We start from the raw sequence: 26,361 nt of genomic DNA on the forward strand, positions 1-26,361 counted from the left end.
CCCTGCTATCCCCCCACCAGTCTCAGGTAAACCGCGGCCATCTCCAACCGGACCGCCAGTGTGGCCAGCTGCTGTTCGGCGCGCTCAGTCAGCACCGGAACCGAGCCGGCCTCACCGACGTCCTCAACCCCCACCACGTCCACATCATCCAGCCCCGCCACCCGCGCAGCCACCGCCGGTCGCTCGGCGTCCAGGGTCAACGCGAGCACCCGCGTCCGGCTCGGCAGCGGCCCGTCGATCTCCTCATCGTGGAACAGTGCGTCCCCGGAGGTCGCGAAACCCTTTGCCATTCCAGCACGTAACGCGACCACCGCGTCGGCCAGTCCGGCTGCCGCCACCGGTTGATGCGCAACCCGCAGCACCACCGCCGCGGCGTGACGAGCCAGTGCCAAGGTGGCGACACAGTCACCAGCGAGCACGACTTGGCGGTCGGTCATCCGGTCGGCGAGCGCCTTGGCCGGGTTGGTGAACACTTCACGGCCGGCGCTGTTGCGCAGCGCCTCGGCGTCCAGTTCGTCGGCCAGCGCGGTGAGGTTGGTCTGCAACCCCGGGTCGACGGCTTGCAGGGTGGCCAGGCCGGCGGCGAGATAGCGGCACAGGCCGAACTCATCGGGCACCCACAGTCGCGGGGCCAGTACGGCGGTACGCCCGGCGGTGGCATCGCGCAGCGGGCCCTCGTACGGGGCGGCGACCACCACGCCGGCACCCCGGCGCACGGCCGTGGCGGCGGCGCTGACCAGGGCCGGGTCGCCCGGGTCGTCGCCGGCCACCACGAGAACGTCGAGTGGGCCGATCCACGGTGGCGATTCGGATGCCACGACGATGGGCTCGGCGGCGATCCCGCTGAACGATGCGGCAAGCATCGTGCCCGCGGTTTCGGCCGGACCGCGGCCGGCGACCCAGATCAGGGTGCGCGGCCGATGGCCGGTCACCGACTCCAGCGCGCCCTCCTCGACAGCCGCCGCGGTGGCACGCACCTGCGCCCCCGCACTCGCCGCGGCCCGCAGCAGCCCGTCGCGGTCGGCTTCCAACAGGCCCTCGGCGTCGTCGAGATCGACCGTGGCGTGCGGCGCACTCATGTGACAGCCTCGCTGTGCGCGGATATCCCCGCGCCCACTCGCCGGACGATGTCGTCGACCTCCTCAGCGGTGCGCGCCTCGACGTTGAGCCGCAACAGCGGCTCGGTGTTGGAGGTGCGCAGGTTGAACCATGCCCCGTCGCCCAGGTCGACCGTCACACCGTCCAGGTGGTCGAGTGAAACAACTTGGCTACCAAAGGATTTGAGGACCGCTTCGACACAAGTGGGGGCGTCGTCGACGCGGAAGTTGATCTCGCCGGACGATTCGTAACGATGATAGTCAGCCATCAAGTCCGACAGCGGACGATCCTGCTCACCGAGGGCGGCCAGCACGTGCAACGCGGCCAGCATGCCCGAGTCGGCACCCCAGAAGTCCCGGAAGTAGTAGTGCGCGGAGTGCTCGCCACCGAAGATCGCACCGGAGTCGGCCATCAGCCCCTTGATATAGGAGTGCCCCACTCGGGAGCGCACCGGTGTGCCGCCTCGCTCGATCACCAGCTCGGGCACCGCCCGCGACGTGATCAGGTTGTGGATCACCGCCGCACCGATCTCGCGGCTCAGCTCGCGTCCGGCGACCAGCGCGGTGACCGCCGACGGCGAGATGGGCTTGCCGAGTTCGTCGACTACGAAACAGCGGTCGGCATCGCCGTCGAAGGCCAGGCCGATGTCGGCATTCGACGCCAGGACGAACTTCTGCAGATCAACCAGGTTGGCCGGTTCCAGCGGGTTGGCCTCGTGGTTGGGAAACGTTCCGTCGAGCTCGAAATACAGCGGCAGCAGGGTCAGTGCGGAGATCGGACCCAGCACGGCGGGCGCGGTGTGCCCGGCCATGCCGTTGCCGGCATCGACCGCGACGCGCAGCGGGCGCAGTTCGGTCATGTTCACTAGCGATCGCAGGAACTGGCCGTAGTCGGCGAGCACATCCTGGTCGCGGATATCACCGCGAGGACCCTCGTAGGCCGGCACTCCGGCGATGACTTCGCCGCGGATGATCGACAGACCGGTGTCGTCGCCGACCGGTTTGGCCCCGGCCCGGCACAGCTTGATGCCGTTGTAGGCGGCCGGATTGTGGCTGGCGGTGAACATCGCACCCGGGCAGTTGAGGAAACCCGAGGCGAAGTACAGCTGATCGGTGGAGGCCAGTCCGATCCGCACGACGTCGAGTCCCTGGGCCGTCACACCTTCGGCGAATGCCGCCGACAAGGTTGGTGAGCTCTCCCGCATGTCATATCCGACCGCGACCTGGCGGCCCTGGCCGCCTTCGCCGCGCAGGAGGCGAGCGAATGCCGCGCCGACGTCGGCGACAAAGGCTTCGTCGATCTCCTCACCGACCAGACCACGCACGTCGTAAGCCTTGATGACACGGTTGACCACGGCGGCGGGCCTGGACATGGCGGATCTCCTGACTGGGGGACTCTTGGCCGCCAGCCTATCTGTTCGGACGCCCCGGTACGGGTGTCCTTTCAGGTCAGTCCGTCGGATCCGGAAGGACGCGCAGGTGCCCTCGGCGCCGACCCGCCGCGGCCGGCCGGTGCACGGCCGACGGCATCATCCCGGCGCCCGGCGCCGGCGCGTGCGCCGCGCCGCCGGGGTCGGAGAATCCGGCGATGGGAGCCGCGGAGGACAACTCGCGGCCCTCACGGACCGCGTCGGCCAAGGCGATCAGATCGTCGTCGTCGGGGAATTCCGGCAGCGGACCGGCATGGCGCATCAATTCCCAGCCGCGCGGGGCGGTGATGCGGTTGGCGTGGCCGGAGCACAGGTCCCACGAATGCGGCTCGCGCACGATCGCCAGGGGTCCGACGACGGCCGTGGAATCGGAGTACACGAACGTCAATGTCGCCACCGCATAGTGGGGGCACGCGGGCCGGCAGCAGCGACGCGGAACATTCACGTCCGTGAGGTTATCGCGCAGCTATCACGGGAGGTCGGCGGACACGCGCGGGCGCGAGGCCGCCGATTCACAACCGTTACGATCGCTCCCGTGGTCGATTCCCGCAGTTCCCGGCGAGGTGGGCGATCCGGTGGTGGCGCCGGGTCGCGCCGCAGCCGTGAGATGCGCGGCCCACTGCTGCCCCCCACGGTGCCGGGTTGGCGCAGCCGCGCCGAGCGCTTTGACATGGCGGTGCTGGAGGCCTACGAGCCGATCGAGCGACGGTGGCAGCAACGGCTCACCGGGCTCGACGTCGCCGTCGACGAGATTCCGCGCATCGCACCGAAAGACCCGGACAGTGTGCAGTGGCCACCGGAGGTCGTTGCCGACGGCCCTATTGCGTTGGCCAGGCTGATCCCGGCCGGAGTCGACGTTCGCGGTCAGAACACACGTGCGCGAATCGTGCTGTTTCGCAAGCCCATCGAACGGCGGGCCAAGGATTCCATTGACTTGACCGATTTGTTGCATGACATTCTGGTGGCTCAGGTCGCCACATATCTAGGAGTCGAGCCATCGGTGATCGACCCGAGCATCGAAGAGGACTAGGTGCGTGGGTCAGTAACTTGCGGTCGTGGGTGTGTCGTTCTGCTGTCTGGGCGTGCGATCGACAAGGCTTGGGTTGTGAGCGTGACAGCAGCCGGGGATCAGATGTTGGAGATCGATTGTGGGGTGGCGGGGTCTCCGCGGGCGCGGGGGCAGGGTCCGGTCGATAAGACGTTCCGGCTGTATGACCAGGATCAGTCGTTTCTGATGCCGCCGTCGCTGCGGGACTGGCTTCCCGGCGATCATCTGGCGTTGTTCGTGTCCGAACTGGTCGACGAGGTTCTCGATCTGTCACCGTTTCTGGCCGCCTACACCGAGGCCCGCGGCTTTCCGCCCTATCACCCCCGGTTGATGCTCAAATTGCTGCTCTACGGGTACACGACCGGGGTGCGTTCGTCCCGCAAGATCGAGACCCGCTGCCATGACGATGTGGCGTTCCGGTTCTTGTCGGCGAACACGGCACCGGATTTCCGGTCGATCGCCCGATTCCGGACCCGTCATCTTGACGCGCTGGAGGCACTGTTCGTCGAGGTGCTCACGCTGTGCCGGGAGGCGGGCATGGTGACGATGGGTCGGGTGGCCCTCGACGGCACCAAGGTCCGGGCGAACGCCTCGCGGCACAAGGCGATGAGCTACGACCGGATGGTCGAGGCGCACGCGCGGCTGGCGGCGGAGGTCGCCGAGATGATGGGTGAGGCCCAGCGTGTCGACGCGCAGGAGGATGCCGTCCACGGTGTCGACAATCGTGGCGGTGACCTGCAGGGGGAGCTGGCCCGGCGCGAGACACGGCTGGCGAAGATCCGCAAAGCCAAGGCCGACCTGGAACAACACGCGAAAGATCAGGCCGCCGGTAAGGCCCGCGCCAAAGCGGCCAAGGCCGGTCAGGCCGGTGAGGTGGCCGAGGAATCGGCTCGGCGGGCCGCGGAGTCCGCCACCCCGCAGCCCAAGGCGCAGCGCAACTTCACCGACCCGGACAGCCGGATCATGAAGACCGCCGACGGCAGCTTCCACTACTGCTACAACGCTCAGGCGGTGGTCGACGAGGCCCAATCAGGTCATCGTCGCGACCGACTTCGCGGCCTCCGGCGCCGACAATCCCGCGTTAGGCGACCTGCTCGATCAGACGATCACCAACACCGGGGCCACGCCCGCTCAGATGCTCGCCGATGCCGGTTATTTCAGCGAGGACAACATCGCCGCCGCACACGCGGCGGGCACCGATCCTTTGATCGCCACGGGTCGACTCAAACACGGCGAAACGGTGCCGCATGCGCCGCGGGGCCGGATCCCAACGAATGCCACCCCCAAGGCTCGGATGGCGCGCAAGCTGCGCACGAAGAAGGGTAAGGCTGCCTACTCCCGGCGAAAGGTCATCGTCGAGCCCGTGTTCGGGCAGATGAAGACAACCCAGGGAGCGGGCCAGCTCCTGCTGCGTGGCCACGATCCCGCCCGGTCCGAATGGCGGCTCCTCGCCGCCTGCCACAACCTGCGAAAGCTGTTCTCCTACACCGGAACAACGACGCTGGCCACCGCTTGAGGTGATCTGGGGCCCGTATGGCGGGCCCCCGCGACCCACCCGAACCGCAAAAGTGTTTCGCCGCCACGCGAAACGGCTGGCCATTCCGACACCCCACAGTCCTCGACCTGGACCAACACCCCACCACGCCCCGGGGATTCGTTACAGACCCACGCACCTAGGGGCAGTGCCGGGCTAGATGATGCCGCGCTTGAGGCGACGACGCTCCCGTTCGGAAAGTCCGCCCCAGATACCGAAGCGCTCATCATGCGCCAAGGCGTACTCGAGGCACCAATCACGCACCTCGCAGCCCAGGCAGATGCGCTTGGCCTCCCGGGTGGAACCACCCTTCTCGGGGAAGAACGCCTCAGGGTCAGTCTGCGCGCACAGCGCGCGTTCCTGCCACTGCTCGTCGCCTGGTTCCATCGGTGTCACATAGACGGGATCGCGCACCAGACTCAAATGAGCGCGTGCCGTTGCCCCCGTGTTCTGCGAGCCGGTAATGGTGTGCGGCGCCCCCAACGCGCCAATGAAGTGCTGATAGGACATTTCCGCCTCCTCACCTGGTTTCGTAGATACCTGCATCAGTCGCCCACTATGAAAGTGTGGCCATCCCAGTTCGAACATACGGTCGAATCTCGGTCTGCGACACCGAAAACGGCGCATGGACCGCGAAATGACACAGATGTGATTAGACACGCCCACGATGGTCCGGTCAAGCGATTCAACAGAATTTGATACCACTTTCCTGCGGGAATTCGGCGAGTCGATGCCCCGGCGTGTCTCGGAGGTGACTTGATCGTGACCGCGTGCGGCGCCCAATGACCTGACCGCCTAGTGTCGATCGTTGTGAAGATCACCGTTCTGGTCGGCGGCGTGGGGGGCGCCCGGTTCCTGCTGGGGGTGCAACGACTGCTCGGCCTGGGCCAGTTCGCCGGCCAGATCTCAGGGGCCACAAGCGATCTTGATCACGAACTCACCGCGGTGGTCAACATCGGCGATGACGCGTGGATGCACGGCGTGCGGATCTGTCCGGATCTCGACACGTGCATGTACACCCTCGGCGGCGCAATCGATCCCGAGCGGGGGTGGGGACACCGCAACGAGACGTGGAATGCGAAAGAGGAATTGGCCGCCTATGGAGCGCAGCCCGCCTGGTTCGGTCTGGGTGACCGAGATTTGGCGACGCATCTGGTGCGCAGTCAGATGCTTCGTGCGGGATATCCCCTTTCGCAAGTGACCGAAGCGCTATGCCACCGGTGGTCACCGGGAGCCAGGCTGTTGCCAGCCAGTGACGACCGCTGCGAGACACACGTCGTGATCACAGACCCGGAATCCGGCGATCGCAAGGCAATCCACTTCCAGGAGTGGTGGGTGCGCTATCGCGCCCAGGTGCCCACCCACAGCTTCGCCTTCATCGGCGTGGAGAACGCCAAGGCCGCACCGGGTGTCGCCGACGCGATCAACGACGCCGAGGTGGTCATGCTGGCGCCGTCGAACCCCGTCGTGAGCATCGGCGCGATCCTCAACATTCCAGGCATCCGCGCGGCGCTGCGCTCCACCGGCGCCCCGGTGGTCGGCTACTCCCCCATCATCGACGGAAAGCCGTTGCGCGGCATGGCCGACGAATGCCTGTCGGTGATCGGCGTGGAAACCACCTCCCAAGCCGTTGGCCGGCACTACGGCGCACGGTCGGGCACCGGGATCCTGGACTATTGGCTGATCTCCGAGGGCGACCACGCCGAAATACCCGGGATCACCGTGAAAGCGATCCCGCTGCTGATGTCCGATCCGCAGGCCACTGCCCAGATGGTCCGCGCCGCACTGGAACTCGCGGGCGTGGCTCTGTGAGCCACGAGCACGGCACGGCGGCACCGATCGAGATCCTGCCCGTCAGCGGTCTTCCCGAGTTCCGCCCCGGTGATGATCTCGCCGCGGCGGTCGCGGCGGCCGCACCGTGGTTGCGCGACGGTGACGTCGTCGTCGTCACCAGCAAGGTGGTGTCCAAGTGCGAGGGACGCATCGTGGCGGCACCCGCCGACCCCGAGGAGCGGGATGCGCTGCGCCGCAGACTGATCGACTCCGAGGCGGTGCGGGTTCTGGCACGCAAGGGCCGAACGCTGATCACCGAGAACCGCATCGGCCTCGTACAGGCCGCGGCGGGCGTCGACGGCTCGAACATCGGGACGACCGAATTGGCCTTGCTCCCAGTTGATCCCGACGGCAGTGCCGCATCGCTGCGCTCCGCGCTGCGCGATCGATTGGGCGTCGACGTCGCCGTGCTGATCACCGACACCATGGGCCGCGCCTGGCGCAACGGCCAGACCGATGCGGCGATCGGCTCGGCGGGGCTGCCCGTGCTCTACGGCTACGCCGGTGCGATCGACACGCACGGCAACGAACTGCTGGTGACCGAAGTCGCCGTGGCCGACGAGATCGCCGCGGCGGCCGATCTGGTCAAGGGCAAGCTGACCGCGGTGCCCATCGCCGTGGTGCGCGGGCTGGGTCTGGCCGACGACGGATCCACCGCTGCGCGCCTGTTGCGCGGTGGCGAGGACGATCTGTTCTGGCTCGGCACCGCCGAGTCGATCGAATTGGGCCGTCGCCAAGCACAACTGCTGCGCCGTTCGGTGCGCCGGTTCGCCGACGATCCAGTCGACCCCGCGCTCATCGAGTCGGCGGTCGCCGAGGCGCTCACCGCTCCGGCTCCCCACCACACCCGCCCGGTGCGCTTCGTCTGGCTGCAGGACCACGGCGGGCGAGTCAACGTGCTGGACCGGATGAAGGACGCCTGGCGGGCCGACCTGACCGGTGACGGCAGGCCGGCGGACAGCGTCGAAAAGCGGGTGTCCCGTGGGCAGATCCTCTACGACGCCCCCGAGGTCGTGATTCCGTTCCTCGTTCCCGAAGGCGCCCACAGCTATCCGGATCCGGTCCGCACCGCCGCCGAGCACACCATGTTCACGGTCGCGGTCGGAGCGGCGGTGCAGGGGCTGCTCGTCGCGCTCGCGGTCCGCGGGGTGGGCAGCTGCTGGATCGGCTCGACGATCTTTACCCCCGCTCTGGTGCGCGATGCCCTCGGACTGCCGCAGGATTGGGAACCGTTGGGCGCCGTCGCGATCGGCTATCCGCTCGAGCCCCCCGAGCCGCGCGATCCCGCACCGGTCGGCGATCTGCTGGTGCGCAAATGAGCGTCAGGGATTCGGCCATCGAACTCCTCACCGGGTGGGAGGCGCCCAACTCCGACCAGGACACGTGTCGCCACGCCGTGCTGGCGTACCTGCATGCGCGCCCCGACGCATGCCAACGCAGTTGTGTCCCAGGCCATGTCACCGCCTCGGCGCTGGTGGTCTCAGACTCCGGCGATGAGATGCTGCTCACGTTGCATCCAAGGCTGGGGCGCTGGGTACAGCTCGGCGGGCATTGCGAGGCAGAGGATTCCGACATCGTCGCCGCTGCGCTGCGGGAGGCCACCGAGGAATCCGGCATCGAGGGCCTGAGCATCGACGCCGATCTCGGGGCCATCCACGTCCATCCGGTCACGTGTTCCCTGGGTGTGCCGACGCGGCACCTGGATCTGCAGTTCATCGCGCGGGCGCCCGCGCAGGCGGAGATCGTCATCAGCGACGAGTCATTGGACCTGCGCTGGTGGCCGATTGACGAGCTGCCCGAGGGCAGCGACACCGCGCTCGCGCACCTGGCCGCGGTCGCCGGCCGGCGCGCGCGTTAGATGTCCGACGAGTAGCGGATTCCGCAGTCCGGGATCAGCACGCCGGGCCACACCCGGGCACCGCGCAGCAGTTCGCAGCGTGCACCGATGTCGGCGCCGTCGCCGATGATGCCGTCGCGGATCAGCGCCCGCGGCCCGATTCGGGAGCCGAAGCCGACGATCGAGCGCTCCACCACCGAGCCGGCCTCGATCTTGGCGCCATCGAAGATCACCGCACCGTCGAGCCGCACGCCGGGTCCGATCTCGGCGCCGCGGCCCACCACGGTTCCGCCGATCAGCACCGCGCCCGGCGCCACCGATGCTCCGTCATGCACCAGGCTCTCCCCGCGCCGTCCGCCGAGCGCCGGCGAGGGTGCCAGGCCGCGCACCAGATCCGCCGAGCCGCGTACGAAATCCTCCGGCGTGCCCATGTCGCGCCAGTAGCTGGAGTCGACGTGGCCGCACACCTTGACCCCGTCGGCCAGCAGCGCCGGGAACACCTCGCGCTCCACGGACACCTCGCGCCCACGCGGGATACGGTCGATGATGTCCCGCTTGAAGATGTAGGTGCCGGCGTTGATCTGGTCGGTCGGCGGGTCCTCGGTCTTCTCCAGGAACGCGAGCACGCGATCGTCGGCGTCGGTGGGCACGCAGCCGAAGGCCCGCGGGTCGCTTACCCGGACCAGGTGCAGAGTCAGGTCGGCGTCGCTGTCGTTGTGGGCGGCCAGCATCTGCCGCAGGTCCATACCGGAGAGCACGTCGCCGTTGAACACCATCACGGTGTCGTTGCGCAGCTTCGGTACCACGTTGGCGATGCCGCCACCGGTACCCAGCGGGTGTTCCTCGGTGACGTACTCGATCCGCAGACCCAGCTTGGAGCCGTCGCCGAACTCGCTTTCGAAGGTGGCCGCCTGGTAGGAGGTGCCGAGGATGACGTGCTCGATGCCGGCGTCGGCGATCCGGGACAGTAGGTGGGTCAGAAACGGCAGTCCGGCGGTCGGAAGCATGGGCTTGGCGGCCGAGAGCGTCAGCGGCCGCAACCGGGTGCCCTTGCCGCCGACTAGTACAACGGCGTCGACCGCCGCCGGATTCACGTCACTCACCGAGCCCCCAACCCTTTCGCCAGCTCCCGTTTCGACTTGCGTACCGCTGCGCAGGAGCGCACCTTGAGCGCGCCCTTAATGGTCCACCGCAGAGGCGCCCGCCACCATCCGAAATGACGATCGGAAAGATAAATATAGGTGCTGTCGTGATGGGCGCGCAGGTTTCTGGCCGGATCGCGACCGGTGGAGTGTCCCTTGTCGTGCAGGATCTCCGCGGACGGGACGTAGACGTTGAGCCAGCCGGCCCGGCCCAGACGGTCGCCGAGGTCGACGTCTTCCATGTACATGAAGTAGCGCTCGTCGAATCCGCCGACCTGGTCGAATGCCGCCCGGCGGACCAACAGACACGAGCCCGAGAGCCAGCCGACCGGCCGCTCGCTGGGCTCGAGGTACTCCTGGCGGTAGGCCTTGGTCCATGGGTTGCGCTTCCAGGCGAACCCGACCACGGCGTGCATGCCGCCGCGCACCAGGCTGGGCAGGTGCCGTGCCGACGGGTACACCGAGCCGTCGGGGTCGCGGATCAGCGGTCCCAGGGTGCCCGCCCGCGGCCAGCGCTCGGCGGCTTCGAGCAGCGCGTCGATGCTGCCGGGACTCCACACCACGTCGGGATTGACGACGATCACGAACTCGTCGTCCGCGGGCACCATGGCGACGGCGCGGTTGACCGCGCTGCCGTAGCCCATGTTGCCGCCGGTGCGCAGCAGCCGGGTGCCGGGGTAGCGCTCCAGCGCCTCTTCCGGCGCCCCGTCGACCGACCCGTTGTCGGCCAGCACGACGGTCAGTGGCCGATCGGTGGCAACCGTCAGCGACGACAGGAAGCGATCCAGATGCGACCCCGGGGAGTACGTCACCGTCACCACGGTCAGGGGTCGGCTGGAGGTCACGACGTAGAGGTTATCTTTCCGTCGTCAGCTGGCCGGGCAAGCGCGTCGGCCAGAGCCTGGCGCCATGGCCGCAGCGGGGTCAGACCGGCCCGCACCGACGTCGTCATCGACAGCGCGGAGTACACCGGCCGGTGGGCGGGGCGGGGGGCCTGTGCGGTACTGACCGGACAAACCCGCTCCGGGTCGGCGCCGACCTCCTCGAAAACGGCGCGGGCCTGCTCGAAGCGGCTGACCGCACCCTCGTTGGCGGCATGCAGGATCGGCTCGCGGATATGACCCTCGCCGACCTCGAGCAGCGCGCCGACCAGGTCCTTGGCGTAAGTGGGCGATCCGATCTGGTCGTCGACGACGTCGACGGTGCGGTCGGTGCCGGCCAGCCTGCGCATGACGGCAACGAAGTCGTTGCCCGCGCCGCCTGTGTAGACCCATGAGGTCCGCACGATGCTGGCGTCGGGCAGCGCGGCCAGCACGGCGAGTTCACCGGCGAGCTTGGTGCGGCCGTAGACGCTGAGAGGGTTGGTGGTGTCTCCGACGTCGTAGGGGTGACGTCGCTCACCGCCGACGGGCTCGCCCCCAAAGACGTAATCGGTGGAGATGTGCACCAGGCGGGCGCCAACCCGGGCGCAGGCGCGGGCGACGTTCTCCGCGCCGGTGGCGTTGATGGCGTAGGCGCCGTCGGGTTCGGATTCGGCGCCGTCGACGTTGGTGAAGGCCGCGCAGTTGACCACCAGGTCGTTCTCGGCCACGAACCGCTCGGCGGCTGGTGCGTCGGTGATGTCCCATTCCCGGTGCGTCAGGGCACTCACCTCGTAGCCCCGGCGGGCGGCCTCACCTGCGAGAAGCCGCCCGACCTGGCCGCCGGCCCCGGTGATCACGATCCGTTTCGTCACGACTTCGAGTCTGGCACGCCGGTTTCGGCTACCGGGGATGCGCCCTTCTCGCCAGTAGCCTTGGCTGATGCCTGCTGACACCGAAGCAGTGACGGGCGCCCGGCGGGTGGCTCGCACCGTGGTCGCGTTGATCGCGGTGACGGTGATGGTCGGCACCGGTGTGGCCTGGGGCAAGATCCGCTCGTTCGAGGGCGGCATCTTCCACTTCAGCACCGCCGAGTTGGGCGGTGGCGGCCAGGACGGCGCGATCGACATCCTGCTGGTGGGTATGGACAGCCGCACCGACGCCCACGGCAATCCGCTGTCCGAGGACGAGCTCGCGACGCTGCACGCCGGCGACGACATCTCGACGAACACCGACACGATCATCCTGGTGCGCATCCCCAACAACGGGAAGTCGGCCACCGCGATCTCGATCCCGCGCGATTCCTACGTCAAGGCGCCCGGCCTGGACAAGACGAAGATCAACGGCGTCTACGGCCAGGTGAAGCTGGAGAAGATGAAGGAGCTCGTCGAGGAGCAGGGCATGGACCCCATCCAGGCTGAGCCCAAGGCCACCGAGGCGGGTCGCGAAGCGCTCATCAAGACCGTTGCCGACCTGACCGGAGTGACGGTCGACCACTACGCCGAGATCGGCCTGCTGGGCTTCTCGTTGATCACCGACGCCCTCGGCGGGGCGGATGTGTGCCTCAAAGACGCCGTGTACGAACCCCTTTCCGGTGCGGACTTCCCCGCGGGCTGGCAGAAGCTCAGCGGGCCGCAGGCGCTCAGCTTCGTCCGGCAGCGCCACGACCTGCCGCGGGGTGACCTGGACCGGGTGGTGCGCCAGCAGGTGGTGATGGCTCAGCTTGCCCACCAAATCATTTCGGGCAAGACGTTGACCAGTCCAGCGACGCTGAACCGGCTGGAGGGAGCGATCCAGCGCTCGGTGGTGCTCTCGTCGGGCTGGGACATCATGGATTTCGTCAAGCAGCTCGAGCACCTCGCCGGCGGCAACGTCGCCTTCGCCACCATTCCGGTGCTCGACGAGGCCGGCTGGAGCGATGACGGAATGCAGTCGGTGGTCCGGGTGGACCCGTCCCAGGTTCACCACTGGGTGGCCAGTCTGCTGCACGACCAGGACGAGGGCAAGACCGAGAAGGTGGCCTACTCGCCGGATCAGACCACCACCGAGGTGGTCAACGACTCCGAGATCAACGGACTGGCCGCGGCGGTATCGGAAGTGTTGGCCGCCAAGGGATTCACGGCAGGCAACGTGGGCAATAACGACAAGGACCACGTCACGCGCAGCCAGGTGCAGGCCGCCAAGGAAGACGACTTCGGCGCCCAGGCCGTCGCCAAGGAGCTCGGCGGTCTGCCCGTGGTGGCCGACGGCTCGATCCCGGCGGGCACCGCGCGGGTGGTGCTGGCGTCGGATTACACCGGGCCGGGCTCCGGGTTGGACGGCACGCTGCCGACGGCGGCGACGGTGAGCCAGGCCGCGGGTCAGGCCGGCGACCAGGCGCCGCCCCCGCCGTCGCCGATCATCACCGCGGGGTCCGACGACCCCAAGTGCGTCAACTGATGAATCTGACTGACGCCGTTCTGGATCCGTTGCTGCGCGGCGATCCGATGGGTCCGCGGATCACCTACTACGACGATGCGACCCGCGAACGCATCGAGCTGTCGACGGTGACGCTGGCCAACTGGGCGGCCAAGACCGCCAACCTGTTACGCGACGAACTCGGCGCACGGCCGGGCACTCGGGTGGCGGTGCTGCTGCCGGCGCACTGGCAGACCGCGGCGGTCCTGCTGGGCGTCTGGTGGACCGGCGCCGAAGTTGTGCTGTCCGGCCCGGCGGACCTCGCGTTGTGCACTTGTGACCGACTGGACGAGGCCGATGAGGCAGTCGGCGGCGGGGAGGTGGCAGTGCTGTCGCTGGATCCGTTCGGCAAGCCGGTGGCCGACCTGCCGATCGGGGTGACCGACTACGCCACCGCGGTGCGAGTGCACGGCGACCAGGTGGTGGCCGAGCAGCGTCCGGGCCCGGCTCTAGCCGGCCGCAGCGTTGCCGACATACTGGAGGAGGCCCGGGATTCGGCTGCAGCTCAAGGGTTCTCGACCTGCGACCGGGTGATGTCGTCGGCGCCGTGGTCCACGTCTGAGCAGATCGTCGCCAATCTGCTGGCGGTTTTCGTCGCCGGGGCGTCGCTCGTGCAGGTCGCCAATCCCGATCCGGCGGTTCTGGATCGGCGACGCCAGACGGAGAAGGTCACGCGGGATCTGGCGTGAGACCAAGGCCAACACTGGGCACGCCGGCCAACCCACCTAAACCCAGCAGTGGCGTTCCTCCCAGCGAGCGGTGCGTCGCCATCCTCGGTCCGATCATCTGCCCCAAGTGCGGAGCATCGTAGGCTGGCCGACGTGGACCGGGCCCCGCTGAACCTCGCATCGCTGCGCCAACAGCTCACCGGCCTCCCACTACGACCCCTCGACGTGGTGGAGTCCACCGGCTCCACCAACGCCGACCTGCTGGCCCGGCACGCCGCAGGCGAGGACGTCGCCGGCACCGTGCTGCTCGCCGAACACCAGAGCGCGGGCCGGGGACGCAACGGCCGCAGCTGGTCGGCCCCGCCGCGCTCGCAGATCGCCCTGTCGATCGGTGTCAGCGCAGAAGGAGTTCCGCCCTCGGCCTGGGGATGGCTTCCGCTGCTGACCGGCGTGGCACTGGTCGACGCCGTCCGGGAGACCACGGGCATCGAAGCCGGGGTGAAGTGGCCCAACGACGTCCTGGTGGGCACCGGCAAGCTGGCCGGGATCCTCGCCGAGGTGGCCTCGCCCGATCCGGTGATCGTCGTCGGCCTAGGGTTGAACGTGACGCTGACCGCCGAGGAAGCGCCCGATCCCAGGGCCATCTCACTGAAGACGCTCGGCGCCTCGGTGCTCGACCGCGACCTCCTGGCAGTCACCATCCTGCGCGAGCTGAGCACCCGCATCCGGCGCTGGCAGGGCGCCAAGAGCCCCGATGAGGCCCTCGTCGAGGACTACCGCAGCCACAGCCTGACGCTGGGCGGCCGGGTTCGGGCCATCCTGCCCGGCGATCACGAAATCATCGGGACCGCAACAGAAGTCGACGCGATCGGTCGCCTGCTCATCGATACCGGCACCGAGGTGGTGACGGTGTCGGCGGGCGACATCACCCACCTGCGCCCAGCCGCCGGCTAGCGCAGCAGGGCGCGGGACATCACGACCCGCTGAATCTGGTTGGTGCCCTCGTAGATCTGGGTGATCTTGGCGTCGCGCATCATCCGCTCCACCGGGAAGTCGACGGTGTAACCTGCCCCGCCGAACAACTGAACGGCGTCGGTGGTCACCTCCATTGCGACATCGGAGGCGAAGCATTTCGAGGCCGCCGAGATGAAGCCGAGGTTGCCTTCGCCGCGCTCGGCGCGCGCGGCGGCCGAGTAGACCATCAGCCGGGCCGCCTCGACCTTCATCGCCATGTCGGCGAGCATGAACTGCACACCCTGGAAATCGGAGATCGACGTGCCAAACTGCTTGCGGTCCTTGGTGTATGCGATCGCGGCGTCCAATGCACCCTGCGCGATCCCCACGGCCTGCGCACCGATGGTCGGACGGGTGTGGTCGAGGGTGGCCAGCGCTGTCTTGAAACCGGTGCCCGGCTCACCGATGATCCGGTCACCCGGGATCCGGCAGTTCTCGAAGTACAACTCGGTGGTCGGTGAACCCTTGATGCCGAGCTTGCGCTCCTTGGGGCCCACCGTGAAACCTTCGTCATCGACGTGCACCATGAAGGCCGAGATGCCGTTGGCACCCTTGTCCGGGTCGGTCACCGCCATCACGGTGTACCAGGTGGACTTGCCGCCATTGGTGATCCAGCACTTGGCGCCGCTGAGGATCCAGTCGTCGCCGTCGGCTTTGGCGCGGGTGCGCATCGCGGCGGCGTCGCTGCCGGCTTCGCGCTCGGACAGCGCGTAGGACGCCATCAGGCCGCCAGCGATGTCGGGCAGCACCTTCTTCTTCAACTCATCCGAGCCGCGCAGGATCAGGCCCATCGTGCCCAGCTTGTTGACGGCCGGGATCAATGACGCCGAGGCGTCGATCCGGGCGACTTCCTCGATGACGACGCAGGCCGCCAGCGAGTCTGCACCCTGACCGCCGTACTCCTCGGGAACATGCACCGCGTTGAAACCCGAGGCGTTCAGAGCCTCCAGGGCCTCCTGCGGGAACCGCGCGTTCTCGTCGCACTCGGCGGCGAAGGGAGCGATCTCCTTCTCCGCCAGCGCCCGGATCGCTGTCCGCAGTTCATCGTGCTCCTCGGGCATCTTGAAAACGTCAAACGACGAATCTCCGCTCCAGCCAGCCATCACAGCCTCCTTGCTTGTCCGTCGGCGACTTTACCCGCGGGATCATTCTCCGAGTAATCGCTCACGCAGCGCCCGGTCCTTGGCCAGAACCTGCGCCTCCAGATCGTCCTGGAAGTTCTCCATCTTCTTCAGCAGCGCCGTATCCGACGCGGCCAGGATCCGTACCGCCAGCAGCCCGGCGTTGCGGGCGCCGCCGATGGACACCGTCGCCACCGGCACGCCCGCCGGCATCTGCACGATCGACAGCAGCGAATCTATCCCGTCGAGTTTGGCCAGCGGCACCGGCACCCCGATCACCGGCAGCGGCGTGACCGAGGCCACCATCCCCGGCAGATGCGCCGCACCACCCGCCCCCGCGATGATCACCCGGATTCCGCGCTCGGCCGCACCGCGGGCGTACTCTAGCATCCGGCCCGGCGTGCGGTGCGCCGATACGATGCCCACCTCGAAGGGCACCTCGAACTCGGCTAGCGCCAGCGCGGCGTCCTCCATGACGGGCCAGTCGCTGTCACTGCCCATGATCACGCCGACTAGGGGTGCGTTAGGCATGCCCGTCCCATCCGTCGGTCCACTCTGCGTGCGACAACCAGTGTGCCGCCCGTTCGGCACGTTCCCGTACGCGTTCCACTTCAGAACCGTCGGTGCCGACGATGTTGACGTGTCCGACCTTGCGGCCCGGCCGTTCGGCCTTGCCGTACAGGTGGACCTTGGCCTCCGGGATGCGGCCGAACAGATGGTGCAGTCGCTCGTCGAAACCCATTGACGGAGTCTGCGGCGCGCCAAGCACATTGGCCATCACCGTCACCGGGGCGATCGCGCTGGTGTCCCCGAGCGGATAGTCGAGCACTGCCCGCAGATGCTGCTCGAACTGACTGGTGACCGCGCCGTCCATCGTCCAGTGCCCGGAGTTGTGCGGCCGCATCGCCAACTCGTTGACCAGCAGCGTGCCGTAGGTGGTCTCGAACAGCTCGACCGCCAGCACGCCGACCACGCCGAGCTCGGCGGCCAGCCGCAGACCCAACTGTTCGGCCGAGGAGGCCAGCTCGTCGGACAGGCCCGGCGCCGGCGCCAGCACCGTCACGCAGATGCCGTCTCGTTGCACCGTCTCCACGATCGGCCAGGCCGCGCCCTGACCGAAGGGCGAGCGAGCCACCAGCGCGGAGAGCTCGCGGCGCATCGACACCCGCTCCTCCAGCAACACCGGCACGCCGTCGGCCAGGAAGCCCTCGACCACCTCGCGCGCATGCGCCAGATCCCGGGCCAGCACCACCCCACGGCCGTCGTAGCCGCCGCGCACAGTCTTGATCGCCACCGGGCCGCCGATGCGGGCCGCGAACGCGTCGACGTCCCCGACGGCCGACACGGCGGCGTACCGCGGGATCGGGGCGCCCAGCGCCTCCAGCTTGCGCCGCATCGCCACCTTGTCTTGGGCGTGCATCAGCGCGTCGGGCGGCGGCGCCACCGTCACGCCCTCAGCGACCAGGGTGTCGAGCATGGCGGTCGGTACATGCTCGTGGTCGAAGGTCAGCGCGTCGGCGCCGGCAGCCACCCGGCGCAGGGCGTCGAGGTCGGTGTGCTCGCCGATCACGACGTCCGGGGTCACCTGGGCGGCGGGGTCCTCCGGGCTGACGGCCAGCACCCGCAGGCTCTGGCCCAGCGCGATTGCAGCCTGGTGAGTCATCCTGGCCAGCTGCCCACCGCCGACCATGGCGACGATGGGAGGTCTGGGGCTGTTCGACACGGCCATCATGGTGTCAGACCTGCGCAAGTACGCACACCTGCGGTTACTTCCGTAGACTTGCTCTTTGTGTCTTTCGCTGATGCCACGATCGCGCGGTTGCCCCGTCCGATCCGGCCCTTCGCCGAGCGGCATCACGAGCTCATCAAGTTCGCGATCGTCGGCGCCACGACGTTCGTCATCGACTCGGCGATCTTCTACACACTGAAGCTGACGATCCTCGAGCCCAAGCCGGTGACCGCCAAGGTCATCTCCGGCATCGTCGCGGTGATCGCGTCCTACGTGCTCAACCGGGAGTGGAGCTTCCGCAACCGCGGCGGCCGCGAACGCCATCACGAAGCCCTGCTGTTCTTCGGATTCAGTGGTGTCGGCGTGCTGCTGAGCATGGCTCCGCTGTGGTTCTCCAGCTACGTGCTCGAGCTGCGGGTGCCGCACGTCTCGCTGACCATCGAGAACATTTCGGACTTCCTGGCGGCCTACGTCATCGGCAACCTGCTGCAGATGGCATTCCGGTTCTGGGCGTTCCGGCGTTGGGTGTTCCCCGACGAGCTGAGCGGCGATCACGAAAGGGCGCTGGAGTCCTCCCTCACCGCGGGTGGTCTGGCCGAAGCGCTGGAGGACGAGTACGAGTCCGGGTCCGAGACCGGCAATGTCACACCGCTGCGACGCCGTCGGATACCGCGTCAACTGGGCGATTCTTCGGAACCCAGGGTGTCGAAGACTTCGTGATACAGCAGTGAGTGCACCTGTTCCACACGCGGAATGTCGTGGAACTCGAGGGGATCCTGCGACGCCGACTCGATGATCAGCGTGCCTGTGCGCAGCATCCGGTCGAGCAGTCCGTGCCGGAACTCCACGCTGTTGACCCGGGCCAGCGGAATGTCGATGCCCGAGCGGGTCAGCAGCCCGTGGCGGAACATCACCCGGCGGTCGGTGATCACGAAATGCGTTGTCAGCCAGCAGAAGAACCGCCACACCGTCAGCCAGCCGACCAGGATCGCCCAGATCGCGGCGATCACGATGTAGAGCACCTTCTTGGCCGTCGGATCCCAACTGGTGCTGTTGACCACTGCGGCCACGAACGCCGCGAGCGCGGTGGTGATCAACAACACGAGGACCGGTCCGATCAGCCGCTTCCAGTGCGGGTGCCGATGCAGCACCACCTGCTCGTCATCGGCCAGGACGTTCTCCGGATATCCCATGGTCATCTCCTACGGCACGGCGGGCGGGTTGGCAAGACACCCAGTGCCCTTAGCGCCTCCTTAAGGTTGCCGATACCATCGGCAACCATGACGAGCGTTAGGGAACCGGCGGCCGAGCACACGATCGACATCCACACCACGGCCGGCAAGCTGGCCGACCTACGCAAGCGCGCCGAGGAGGCGCAGCACCCGGTGGGTGAGGCCGCGGTGGACAAGGTCCACGCCAAGGGCAAGCTGACCGCCCGCGAACGCATCCTGGCGCTGCTCGACGAGGGCTCGTTCGTCGAACTCGATGCTCTGGCCAAACACCGCAGCACCAACTTCGGCCTGCAGGACAACCGCCCCGTCGGCGACGGCGTGGTGACCGGCTACGGCACCATCGACAACCGCGAGGTCTGCATCTTCAGCCAGGATGCGACGGTGTTCGGCGGCAGCTTGGGCGAGGTCTACGGCGAGAAGATCGTCAAGGTGCAGGAGCTGGCCGTCAAGACCGGCCGGCCGCTCATCGGCATCAACGACGGCGCGGGCGCCCGCATCCAGGAGGGTGTGGTCTCACTCGGCCTCTACAGCCGGATCTTCCGCAACAACATCCTGGCGTCCGGCGTGATCCCGCAGATCTCGCTGATCATGGGCGCGGCCGCGGGCGGACACGTCTACTCCCCCGCGCTGACCGACTTCGTCATCATGGTCGACCAGACCAGCCAGATGTTCATCACCGGACCCGACGTCATCAAGACGGTCACCGGCGAGGACGTCACCATGGAGGAGCTGGGCGGCGCCCACACCCACATGGCCAAGTCGGGCACCGTGCACTACGTCGCCTCCGGCGAGCAGGACGCCCTGGACTACGTCCGCGACCTGCTGAGCTATCTGCCGCCCAACAACTACGCCGACCCACCGCGCTACCCCGCCCCGCCGCACCCTGGCGCCATCGAGGACAACCTGACCGACGAGGACCTCGAGCTCGACACGCTGATCCCGGACTCGCCGAACCAGCCGTACGACATGCATGAGGTGATCACCCGCATCCTCGACGACGACGAGTTCCTCGAGGTCCAGGCGGGTTACGCGCAGAACATCATCGTCGGCTTCGGCCGGATCGACGGCCGCGCGGTGGGCATCGTCGCCAACCAGCCCACCCAGTTCGCCGGCTGCCTGGACATCAACGCCTCGGAGAAGGCCGCCCGCTTCGTGCGGACCTGCGACTGCTTCAACATTCCGATAGTGATGCTGGTCGACGTTCCCGGCTTCCTGCCCGGCACCGACCAGGAGTACAACGGCATCATCCGGCGCGGCGCCAAGCTGCTCTACGCCTACGGCGAGGCCACCGTCGCCAAGATCACGGTCATCACCCGCAAGGCCTACGGCGGCGCGTACTGCGTCATGGGGTCCAAGGACATGGGCTGCGATGTCAACGTCGCCTGGCCGACGGCTCAGATCGCGGTCATGGGCGCCTCGGGCGCGGTCGGGTTCGTCTACCGGTCGCAGCTCAAGGCGGCGGCGCAGAACGGCGAGGATGTCGACGCCCTGCGCCTCGAGCTCCAGCAGGACTACGAGGACACCCTGGTGAACCCGTACATCGCCGCCGAGCGAGGGTACGTCGACGCGGTGATCCCGCCGTCACACACCCGCGGCTACATCGCAACCGCCCTGCGGCTGCTGGAGCGCAAGATCGCTCAGGTACCGCCGAAGAAGCACGGGAACATTCCGCTGTGACGCTGACAATTGGAGGGCTCCTGTGAAGCACGCGGACATCACCGAAGTCAGCGACCCGCGCGATATCACGCTGGACGCCCCCGAACCGGGCGTGCCCGAGATCCGTATCGAGCGGGGCGACCCGACCGACGAGGATATTGCGGCGCTGCTCACCGGTCTGGCCAGTGCCGGTGGCGGCCGGCACGCGCCCGGTCCCCAGGAGGTCAACCTGTGGGGCCACCCGGTGGACAAGCTGCGTTACACCGTCACCAGCTGGCAGCGGGTGACGCTGCTGGAGCGGACGCACATGCGCAAATGACCGGAACCCGCGTAGTTCTGGGTTCGGCCTCCTCCGGCCGACTGCGGGTGCTGCGCAGCGCCGGAATCGATCCGCTGGTGGTCGTCTCCGGTGTCGACGAGGACGCCATCGTGGCGCGCCTGGGATCCGGCGCCGATCCCGCTGATGTGGTCAACGCCCTGGCACAGGCCAAGGCAGAGGCGGTGCGCGCGGTCCTCGATGACGACGTAGCCGCGGATTGTGTTGTGATCGGCTGCGATTCGATGCTTTTCGTCGACGGCCGGCTCAGCGGCAAACCGGGGACCCTGGAACAGGCTGCGCAGCAATGGAATTCGATGGCAGGCCGGGACGGTCACCTCTTCACCGGGCACTGCGTCATCCGCGTTGTCAACGGCGCGGCCGTGCAGAGCCGGACCCGCGCCGCGGTGACCACCGTGCGGTTCTCCACACCCAACGACACCGACCTGGCCGACTACATTGCCAGCGGCGAACCCCTCAACGTTGCCGGAGCGTTCACCCTCGACGGGCTGGGCGGCTGGTTCGTCGACGGTGTGGACGGTGATCCGTCCAACGTCGTGGGCCTTGGGTTGGCGCTGACCCACGAGCTCTTCAACGCCGTGGGACTGTCGATCGGCGACCTGTGGGCGGCCAATCCGGTCCGGTGATCGGCGGTAGGCTCGACGCCGTGCCGCTTCCTGCAGATCCCAGCCCCTCCCTCAAGGACTACGCCCATCCCGAACGGCTGGTCACCGCCGATTGGCTGTCAGCCCATCTGGGCTCCAAGGGCCTCGCGATCGTGGAGTCCGACGAGGATGTGCTGCTCTACGACATCGGCCACGTTCCCGGCGCGGTCAAGATCGACTGGCAAACCGATCTCAACGACCCGTACGTGCGGGACTACATCACCGGTGAGCAGTTCGCCGAACTGATGAACCGCAAGGGCATTTCCCGCGACGACACCGTCGTGATCTACGGCGACAAGAGCAACTGGTGGGCGGCCTACGCGCTGTGGGTGTTCACGTTGTTCGGTCATCAGGACGTCCGACTGCTCAACGGCGGACGCGATCTGTGGATCTCCGAGGGCCGCGACACCACGCTGGACGTGCCGAGCAAGACCACCACCGGCTATCCCGTCGTGGAGCGCAACGACGCGGCCATTCGCGCCTACAAGGACGATGTGCTGGCCTCCCTTGGCCGTTCGACGCTGATCGACGTCCGCTCGCCCCAGGAGTACACCGGGGAGCGCACCCACATGCCCGACTATCCCGAAGAGGGCGCACTGCGCGGCGGGCACATTCCGACTGCGGTATCGGTGCCGTGGGCCAAAGCCGCCGAGGACAGCGGCCGCTTCCGCAACCGCGCCGAGTTGGAGGAGGTCTATTCCTTCGTCAAACCCGGCGACGACATCATCGCCTACTGCCGCATCGGTGAGCGGTCCAGCCACACCTGGTTCGTGCTGACCTACCTGCTGGGCATCCCGGGCGTGCGCAACTACGACGGATCCTGGACCGAGTGGGGCAACACCGTGCGGGTGCCGATCGTCGCCGGCGGCGAACCAGGATCAGTTCCCGGTCCATCGTGAGCATGCCGGCGGCCCTGGCCGAAGTGGTCTCGGACTTCGCCGACGTGCAGGGCCAGGACAAACTCACGTTGTTGCTGGAGTTCGCCAACGAGTTGCCGCCGCTGCCCGCCGACCTCGAAGAGGCGGCGATGGAACCGGTCCCCGAATGCCAGTCGCCGCTCTTCCTGCACGTCGACGCCTCCGACGCCGACCACATCCGGCTGTTCTTCAGCGCGCCCGCCGAAGCGCCGACGACACGCGGGTTCGCCTCGATCCTGGCGGCCGGCCTCGACGGGCAAACTACCGCTGACATCCTGGCCGTGCCCGACGACTTCTATTCCGAACTGGGCCTGGCGGCCCTGATCAGTCCGCTTCGGCTGCGCGGGATGTCGGCGATGCTGGCCCGGATCAAGCGCCGTCTGCGGGAAGCCCACTGAACTTACTCGATAGTAGGGCCACCGGCTCGTTCGCGCCGAACGAGCGCCGCCTAGACTGCCGTGCGAACCTGTTTTAAGACGTTCTTAGAGTCACGTGTAACGAGGAGGCGCGGTGCCCAATCAGACGCCAAGTCAGACCATCTCCAAGGTCCTCGTCGCCAACCGCGGCGAGATCGCGGTCCGGGTGATCCGGGCTGCCAGGGATGCGGGTCTGGCCAGTGTGGCGGTCTATGCCGAACCCGACGCCGACGCGCCGCACGTGCGGCTCGCCGACGAGGCGTTCGCCCTGGGCGGGCAGACCTCGGCGGAGTCCTACCTGGACTTCGGCAAGCTGCTCGACGCCGCGGCCAAGTCCGGCGCCAACGCCATCCACCCGGGTTACGGCTTCCTGGCCGAGAATGCCGACTTCGCCCAGGCCGTCATCGATGCCGGACTGATCTGGATCGGGCCCGGCCCGCAGTCCATCCGGGACCTCGGCGACAAGGTCACCGCCCGCCACATCGCCGCGCGCGCCAAGGCGCCGCTGGTGCCCGGCACCCCCGATCCGGTCAAGGACGCCGACGAGGTGGTGGCCTTCGCCGAGGAGTACGGCGTCCCGATCGCCATCAAGGCCGCCTTCGGCGGCGGCGGTCGCGGCATGAAGGTCGCCCGCAGCATCGAGGAGATCCCCGAGCTGTTCGAGTCGGCCACCCGCGAAGCACTCGCCGCGTTCGGTCGCGGCGAGTGCTTCGTCGAGCGCTACCTGGACAAGCCGCGCCACGTCGAGGCCCAGGTGATCGCCGACCAGCACGGCAACGTCGTCGTCGCCGGCACCCGCGACTGCTCGCTGCAGCGCCGATTCCAGAAGCTCGTCGAGGAGGCGCCCGCGCCGTTTTTGACCGACGCCCAGCGCAAGGAGATTCACGAGTCCGCGAAGCGGATCTGCAAGGAGGCGCACTACTACGGCGCCGGCACCGTCGAGTACCTGGTCGGCCAGGACGGCCTGATCTCCTTCCTCGAGGTGAACACCCGCCTGCAGGTGGAGCACCCGGTCACCGAGGAGACTTCCGGGATCGACCTGGTGCGCGAGCAGTTCCGCATCGCCAACGGTGAGGCGCTGGACATCACCGAGGACCCGGCGCCGCGCGGCCACTCGATCGAGTTCCGCATCAACGGTGAGGATGCCGGCCGCGGCTTCCTGCCTGCCCCTGGCCCGGTCAACTTGTTCGACCCGCCCACCGGCCCCGGCGTGCGGCTGGATTCGGGCGTGGAGTCCGGTTCGGTGATCGGCGGGCAGTTCGATTCGATGCTGGCCAAGCTGATCGTCACCGGCGCGACTCGGCAAGAAGCATTGCAACGCGCCCGCAGGGCTCTTGACGAGTTCACCATCGAGGGCCTGGCCACCGTCATCCCGTTCCACCGCGCGGTGGTCAGTGATCCGGCGTTCATCGGTGACGAGAACGGTTTCACGGTGCACACCCGCTGGATCGAGACCGAATGGAACAACACCATCGAGCCGTTCACCGGCGGCGGTCCGGTCGACGCGGAAGAAGCCCAGCCGCGGCAGAAGGTCATCGTCGAGGTCGGCGGGCGCCGCATCGAGGTGTCGCTGCCCGGCGACCTCGCGCTCGGCAGCGGCGGTGGGTCCGCCGAGTCCGGTGTGATCCGCAAGAAGCCGAAGGCGCGCAAGCGTGGTGCGCACGCCGGTGCCGCCGCCTCCGGTGACGCCGTCACCGCCCCGATGCAGGGCACTGTCGTCAAGGTTGCCGTCGAGGAGGGCCAGACGGTCGCGACCGGCGAACTCGTCGTGGTGCTGGAGGCCATGAAGATGGAGAACCCGGTGACCGCTCACAAGGACGGTGTCATCACCGGACTCTCCGCTGAGGCCGGCTTCGCGATCACGCAGGGCACCGTGCTCTGCGAGATCAAGTAAAAGGCGTCGTCGTTATCGAGCATGATGTACCCGTGGGCGAGGAAACCGAACGAATTCGCATCGGCACTGCCGAGCGCGAGCAAGCCATGGACCTGCTGAGCAAGCAGTTCTCCGAGGGGCGGTTGACTCCCGACGAGTTCTCCGAACGCAGCGCGGCGATCGCCGCCGCGGTGACCCGCGCCGACCTCGAGCCGGTGTTCGCCGACCTGCCGGCCAAGCCGGAGGTCTCCGCCTCGCCCGTCGAGACCACCCGCGACTGGCGCGCGTACGTGATGGCGCTCATCCCACTGATCGCGCTGGCCTTCACCGTGCTGGTGCCGCACGGCTGGCTGGCATGGCTGGCGCTGCCCGTGGTCGGCATACTGCTCTACGGCCCCTGCCGCTGACATGGAGCCCGTCGAAATCAACGCCGGCACTTGGTATTTGCGTGCTCTGCGCGCCGACGACCGGATCGACGACCGACCGGCACTGGCCGAACTCGGCGAGCACGACCCGGGCTATGTCGACGACAGTCTGGCCCGCTGGGCGGCAGATACCGGCTACTCGTGGGCCGTGTGCGAACCCACCACCGGTGAACTGCTCGCCGAGGTGACCCTCGACCCGGCCAACACCGCGCCGGCGACGCGGGCGCGACAGGGCCACGACGGCGCCGCGGCGGCGGCCGCCGAGGCGGTGCGCCGCTTCGGCGAGGCCTTCGACGGCGAACCCCGCCGGCTATTGTAGTTGGTCGCGGAGCCTAGCTAGCGACTTCGCGAGCAGGCGCGAGACGTGCATCTGGGAAATCTCGACCCGCTCGGCGATCTGGGTCTGCGTCAACGATTCGAAGAACCGCAGGAGTAGCACAGTGCGCTCCCGCTCGGGAAGTGCTGCGAGCAACGGTCGCAGCGCTTCCCGGTTCTCGATCTGATCCAGGCTCAGGTCCACCTCGCCCAGGGTGTCGACGATTGCCGGGGCGTCCTCGTCGCTGCCACCGCTGTCGATCGACAGGGTGTTGTAGGAGCTGCCGGCGACCAGGCCTTCGACCACCTCTTCGCGGTCCATCCCGAGTTCCTCGGCCAGCTCGGTGGCGGTCGGCGCCCGACCCAACCGCTGGGACAGCTCCGAGGTGGCAGCTCCGAGCCGCAGGTGAAGTTCTTTGAGCCGGCGTGGCACCTTCACCGACCAGCTGTTGTCGCGGAAGTGCCGGCGGACCTCGCCCATGATGGTGGGCACCGCGAACGACACGAAATCCGAACCGGTCTCGACGTCGAACCGGATGACGGCATTGACCAGGCCGACGCGCGCCACTTGGACCAGGTCGTCGCGCGGCTCGCCGCGGCCGTCGAAGCGGCGGGCGATGTGGTCGGCCAGCGGCAGGCAACGCTCGACGATCCGGTCTCGATGACGCTGGAATTCCGGTGAGTCGGGCTCGAGCTTCGCCAACTCCCGGAACATGTCCGGGACGTCGGCGTACTCCGAGTTCGCCCGCGGGGACGAACTGTTGGCCGCTCGGGAA

General features: G+C 68.0%; 28 protein-coding genes and 1 pseudogene. 17 read left to right on the top strand and 12 right to left on the bottom strand.

Annotation, left to right across the window (positions count from 1 at the left end; genetic code table 11):
* Positions 1–5 precede the first annotated feature (5 nt).
* From K9U37_RS18700 to K9U37_RS18710, 3 genes are all read right to left on the bottom strand, one after another.
* Positions 6–1,079 carry a TobH protein gene (locus tag K9U37_RS18700; RefSeq protein ID WP_243072965.1) on the bottom strand — a complete coding sequence of 358 codons (1,074 nt, stop codon included), beginning with the start codon at positions 1,077–1,079 and terminating at the stop codon, positions 6–8.
* Positions 1,076–2,470 (bottom strand): phosphomannomutase/phosphoglucomutase, encoded by a 1,395-nt coding sequence (locus K9U37_RS18705; RefSeq protein WP_243072966.1) that lies wholly within the window; start codon positions 2,468–2,470, stop codon positions 1,076–1,078. The genes K9U37_RS18700 and K9U37_RS18705 overlap by 4 nt, the downstream gene beginning before the upstream one ends.
* Positions 2,471–2,546: 76 nt before the next feature.
* A complete protein-coding gene (locus tag K9U37_RS18710) occupies positions 2,547–2,972 on the bottom strand; it encodes a DUF3499 domain-containing protein (protein WP_243072967.1) in 426 nt (141 codons plus the stop codon).
* A gap of 162 nt (positions 2,973–3,134) precedes the next feature.
* Between K9U37_RS18710 and K9U37_RS18715 the strand changes: the two genes are divergently transcribed.
* Both K9U37_RS18715 and K9U37_RS18720 read left to right on the top strand, forming a co-directional pair.
* The gene (locus K9U37_RS18715; RefSeq protein ID WP_243073463.1) at positions 3,135–3,557 is read left to right on the top strand and encodes a metallopeptidase family protein; all 423 of its coding nucleotides are present in this window, start codon (positions 3,135–3,137) and stop codon (positions 3,555–3,557) included.
* 102 nt (positions 3,558–3,659) lie between these two features.
* A pseudogene (locus K9U37_RS18720) lies at positions 3,660–5,091 on the top strand (IS1182 family transposase).
* A gap of 174 nt (positions 5,092–5,265) precedes the next feature.
* Here the strand turns inward: K9U37_RS18720 and K9U37_RS18725 are convergent.
* Positions 5,266–5,619 (bottom strand): WhiB family transcriptional regulator, encoded by a 354-nt coding sequence (locus K9U37_RS18725; protein WP_308197413.1) that lies wholly within the window; start codon positions 5,617–5,619, stop codon positions 5,266–5,268.
* Positions 5,620–5,919: 300 nt separating this feature from the next.
* Here K9U37_RS18725 and cofD point away from each other — a divergent pair, with 300 nt between their 5' ends.
* From cofD to K9U37_RS18740, 3 genes are read left to right on the top strand one after another with little or no spacing between them, the layout of a single operon-like run.
* Complete coding sequence (gene cofD / locus K9U37_RS18730) at positions 5,920–6,921, top strand: 2-phospho-L-lactate transferase (protein ID WP_243072968.1); 1,002 nt, start codon at positions 5,920–5,922, stop codon at positions 6,919–6,921.
* Positions 6,918–8,261, top strand: a complete 1,344-nt coding sequence (locus K9U37_RS18735; protein ID WP_243072969.1) for a coenzyme F420-0:L-glutamate ligase — start codon at positions 6,918–6,920, stop codon at positions 8,259–8,261. Before cofD ends, K9U37_RS18735 begins: the two co-directional genes overlap by 4 nt.
* Complete coding sequence (locus K9U37_RS18740) at positions 8,258–8,800, top strand: NUDIX hydrolase (protein ID WP_243072970.1); 543 nt, start codon at positions 8,258–8,260, stop codon at positions 8,798–8,800. The genes K9U37_RS18735 and K9U37_RS18740 overlap by 4 nt, the downstream gene beginning before the upstream one ends.
* Here the strand turns inward: K9U37_RS18740 and manB are convergent.
* The 3 genes from manB to rfbD are packed head-to-tail and all read right to left on the bottom strand — an operon-like array spanning position 8,797 to position 11,656.
* Positions 8,797–9,873, bottom strand: a complete 1,077-nt coding sequence (gene manB / locus K9U37_RS18745) for a mannose-1-phosphate guanylyltransferase ManB (protein ID WP_243073465.1) — start codon at positions 9,871–9,873, stop codon at positions 8,797–8,799. The genes K9U37_RS18740 and manB overlap by 4 nt on opposite strands.
* Positions 9,874–9,878: 5 nt before the next feature.
* Positions 9,879–10,766, bottom strand: coding sequence for a glycosyltransferase family 2 protein (locus K9U37_RS18750; RefSeq protein ID WP_243072971.1), 888 nt, complete (start codon positions 10,764–10,766; stop codon positions 9,879–9,881).
* Positions 10,763–11,656, bottom strand: a complete 894-nt coding sequence (rfbD, locus tag K9U37_RS18755; RefSeq protein ID WP_243072972.1) for a dTDP-4-dehydrorhamnose reductase — start codon at positions 11,654–11,656, stop codon at positions 10,763–10,765. The genes K9U37_RS18750 and rfbD overlap by 4 nt, the downstream gene beginning before the upstream one ends.
* Before the next feature lie 67 nt (positions 11,657–11,723).
* On the opposite strand from rfbD, the gene K9U37_RS18760 reads away from it, so the two are divergent.
* The 3 genes from K9U37_RS18760 (at position 11,724) to K9U37_RS18770 (ending at position 14,860) form a co-directional block, all read left to right on the top strand.
* Positions 11,724–13,220: an LCP family protein gene (locus K9U37_RS18760; protein ID WP_372489540.1), complete on the top strand. Its 1,497-nt coding sequence runs from the start codon at positions 11,724–11,726 to the stop codon at positions 13,218–13,220.
* Positions 13,220–13,927, top strand: coding sequence for a TIGR03089 family protein (locus K9U37_RS18765; RefSeq protein ID WP_243072973.1), 708 nt, complete (start codon positions 13,220–13,222; stop codon positions 13,925–13,927). Before K9U37_RS18760 ends, K9U37_RS18765 begins: the two co-directional genes overlap by 1 nt.
* Positions 13,928–14,059: 132 nt before the next feature.
* Positions 14,060–14,860 (top strand): biotin--[acetyl-CoA-carboxylase] ligase, encoded by an 801-nt coding sequence (locus tag K9U37_RS18770; protein WP_243072974.1) that lies wholly within the window; start codon positions 14,060–14,062, stop codon positions 14,858–14,860.
* Here the strand turns inward: K9U37_RS18770 and K9U37_RS18775 are convergent.
* From K9U37_RS18775 to K9U37_RS18785, 3 genes are read right to left on the bottom strand one after another with little or no spacing between them, the layout of a single operon-like run.
* Complete coding sequence (locus K9U37_RS18775) at positions 14,857–16,023, bottom strand: acyl-CoA dehydrogenase (protein WP_243072975.1); 1,167 nt, start codon at positions 16,021–16,023, stop codon at positions 14,857–14,859. The genes K9U37_RS18770 and K9U37_RS18775 overlap by 4 nt on opposite strands.
* Positions 16,024–16,065: 42 nt before the next feature.
* Complete coding sequence (gene purE, locus K9U37_RS18780; RefSeq protein ID WP_243072976.1) at positions 16,066–16,572, bottom strand: 5-(carboxyamino)imidazole ribonucleotide mutase; 507 nt, start codon at positions 16,570–16,572, stop codon at positions 16,066–16,068.
* Positions 16,565–17,773 (bottom strand): 5-(carboxyamino)imidazole ribonucleotide synthase, encoded by a 1,209-nt coding sequence (locus K9U37_RS18785; RefSeq protein ID WP_272888158.1) that lies wholly within the window; start codon positions 17,771–17,773, stop codon positions 16,565–16,567. Before K9U37_RS18785 ends, purE begins: the two co-directional genes overlap by 8 nt.
* Positions 17,774–17,830: 57 nt before the next feature.
* Here K9U37_RS18785 and K9U37_RS18790 point away from each other — a divergent pair, with 57 nt between their 5' ends.
* Positions 17,831–18,490 carry a GtrA family protein gene (locus K9U37_RS18790; RefSeq protein WP_243072977.1) on the top strand — a complete coding sequence of 220 codons (660 nt, stop codon included), beginning with the start codon at positions 17,831–17,833 and terminating at the stop codon, positions 18,488–18,490.
* Here K9U37_RS18790 and K9U37_RS18795 read toward each other — a convergent pair.
* Entirely contained in the window at positions 18,445–18,963 is a 519-nt protein-coding gene (locus K9U37_RS18795) for a PH domain-containing protein (RefSeq protein ID WP_243072978.1), read from the bottom strand. The two genes, K9U37_RS18790 and K9U37_RS18795, sit on opposite strands and share 46 nt — an antisense overlap.
* An 87-nt stretch (positions 18,964–19,050) precedes the next feature.
* On the opposite strand from K9U37_RS18795, the gene K9U37_RS18800 reads away from it, so the two are divergent.
* The 8 genes from K9U37_RS18800 (at position 19,051) to K9U37_RS18835 (ending at position 25,589) form a co-directional block, all read left to right on the top strand.
* The gene (locus K9U37_RS18800; protein WP_243072979.1) at positions 19,051–20,679 is read left to right on the top strand and encodes an acyl-CoA carboxylase subunit beta; all 1,629 of its coding nucleotides are present in this window, start codon (positions 19,051–19,053) and stop codon (positions 20,677–20,679) included.
* A 22-nt stretch (positions 20,680–20,701) separates the two neighbouring features.
* A complete protein-coding gene (locus K9U37_RS18805) occupies positions 20,702–20,977 on the top strand; it encodes an acyl-CoA carboxylase subunit epsilon (protein ID WP_243072980.1) in 276 nt (91 codons plus the stop codon).
* Positions 20,974–21,621 carry a Maf family protein gene (locus tag K9U37_RS18810; protein WP_243072981.1) on the top strand — a complete coding sequence of 216 codons (648 nt, stop codon included), beginning with the start codon at positions 20,974–20,976 and terminating at the stop codon, positions 21,619–21,621. Before K9U37_RS18805 ends, K9U37_RS18810 begins: the two co-directional genes overlap by 4 nt.
* Positions 21,622–21,641: 20 nt before the next feature.
* The gene (locus K9U37_RS18815) at positions 21,642–22,538 is read left to right on the top strand and encodes a sulfurtransferase (RefSeq protein WP_243072982.1); all 897 of its coding nucleotides are present in this window, start codon (positions 21,642–21,644) and stop codon (positions 22,536–22,538) included.
* A complete protein-coding gene (locus tag K9U37_RS18820; protein WP_243072983.1) occupies positions 22,535–22,954 on the top strand; it encodes a SufE family protein in 420 nt (139 codons plus the stop codon). Before K9U37_RS18815 ends, K9U37_RS18820 begins: the two co-directional genes overlap by 4 nt.
* Positions 22,955–23,066: 112 nt before the next feature.
* Positions 23,067–24,866, top strand: coding sequence for an acetyl/propionyl/methylcrotonyl-CoA carboxylase subunit alpha (locus tag K9U37_RS18825; RefSeq protein WP_243072984.1), 1,800 nt, complete (start codon positions 23,067–23,069; stop codon positions 24,864–24,866).
* 32 nt (positions 24,867–24,898) lie between these two features.
* Positions 24,899–25,252 (top strand): DUF1707 SHOCT-like domain-containing protein, encoded by a 354-nt coding sequence (locus tag K9U37_RS18830; RefSeq protein WP_308197414.1) that lies wholly within the window; start codon positions 24,899–24,901, stop codon positions 25,250–25,252.
* 1 nt (position 25,253) lies between these two features.
* Positions 25,254–25,589: a hypothetical protein gene (locus K9U37_RS18835; RefSeq protein WP_243072985.1), complete on the top strand. Its 336-nt coding sequence runs from the start codon at positions 25,254–25,256 to the stop codon at positions 25,587–25,589.
* Here the strand turns inward: K9U37_RS18835 and K9U37_RS18840 are convergent.
* Positions 25,581–26,300 carry an RNA polymerase sigma factor SigF gene (locus K9U37_RS18840; RefSeq protein WP_252394804.1) on the bottom strand — a complete coding sequence of 240 codons (720 nt, stop codon included), beginning with the start codon at positions 26,298–26,300 and terminating at the stop codon, positions 25,581–25,583. The two genes, K9U37_RS18835 and K9U37_RS18840, sit on opposite strands and share 9 nt — an antisense overlap.
* Positions 26,301–26,361 lie beyond the last annotated feature (61 nt).

Source organism: Candidatus Mycolicibacterium alkanivorans, from assembly GCF_022760805.1.
In the GTDB taxonomy this organism is placed as follows: Bacteria; Actinomycetota; Actinomycetes; order Mycobacteriales; family Mycobacteriaceae; genus Mycobacterium; species Mycobacterium alkanivorans.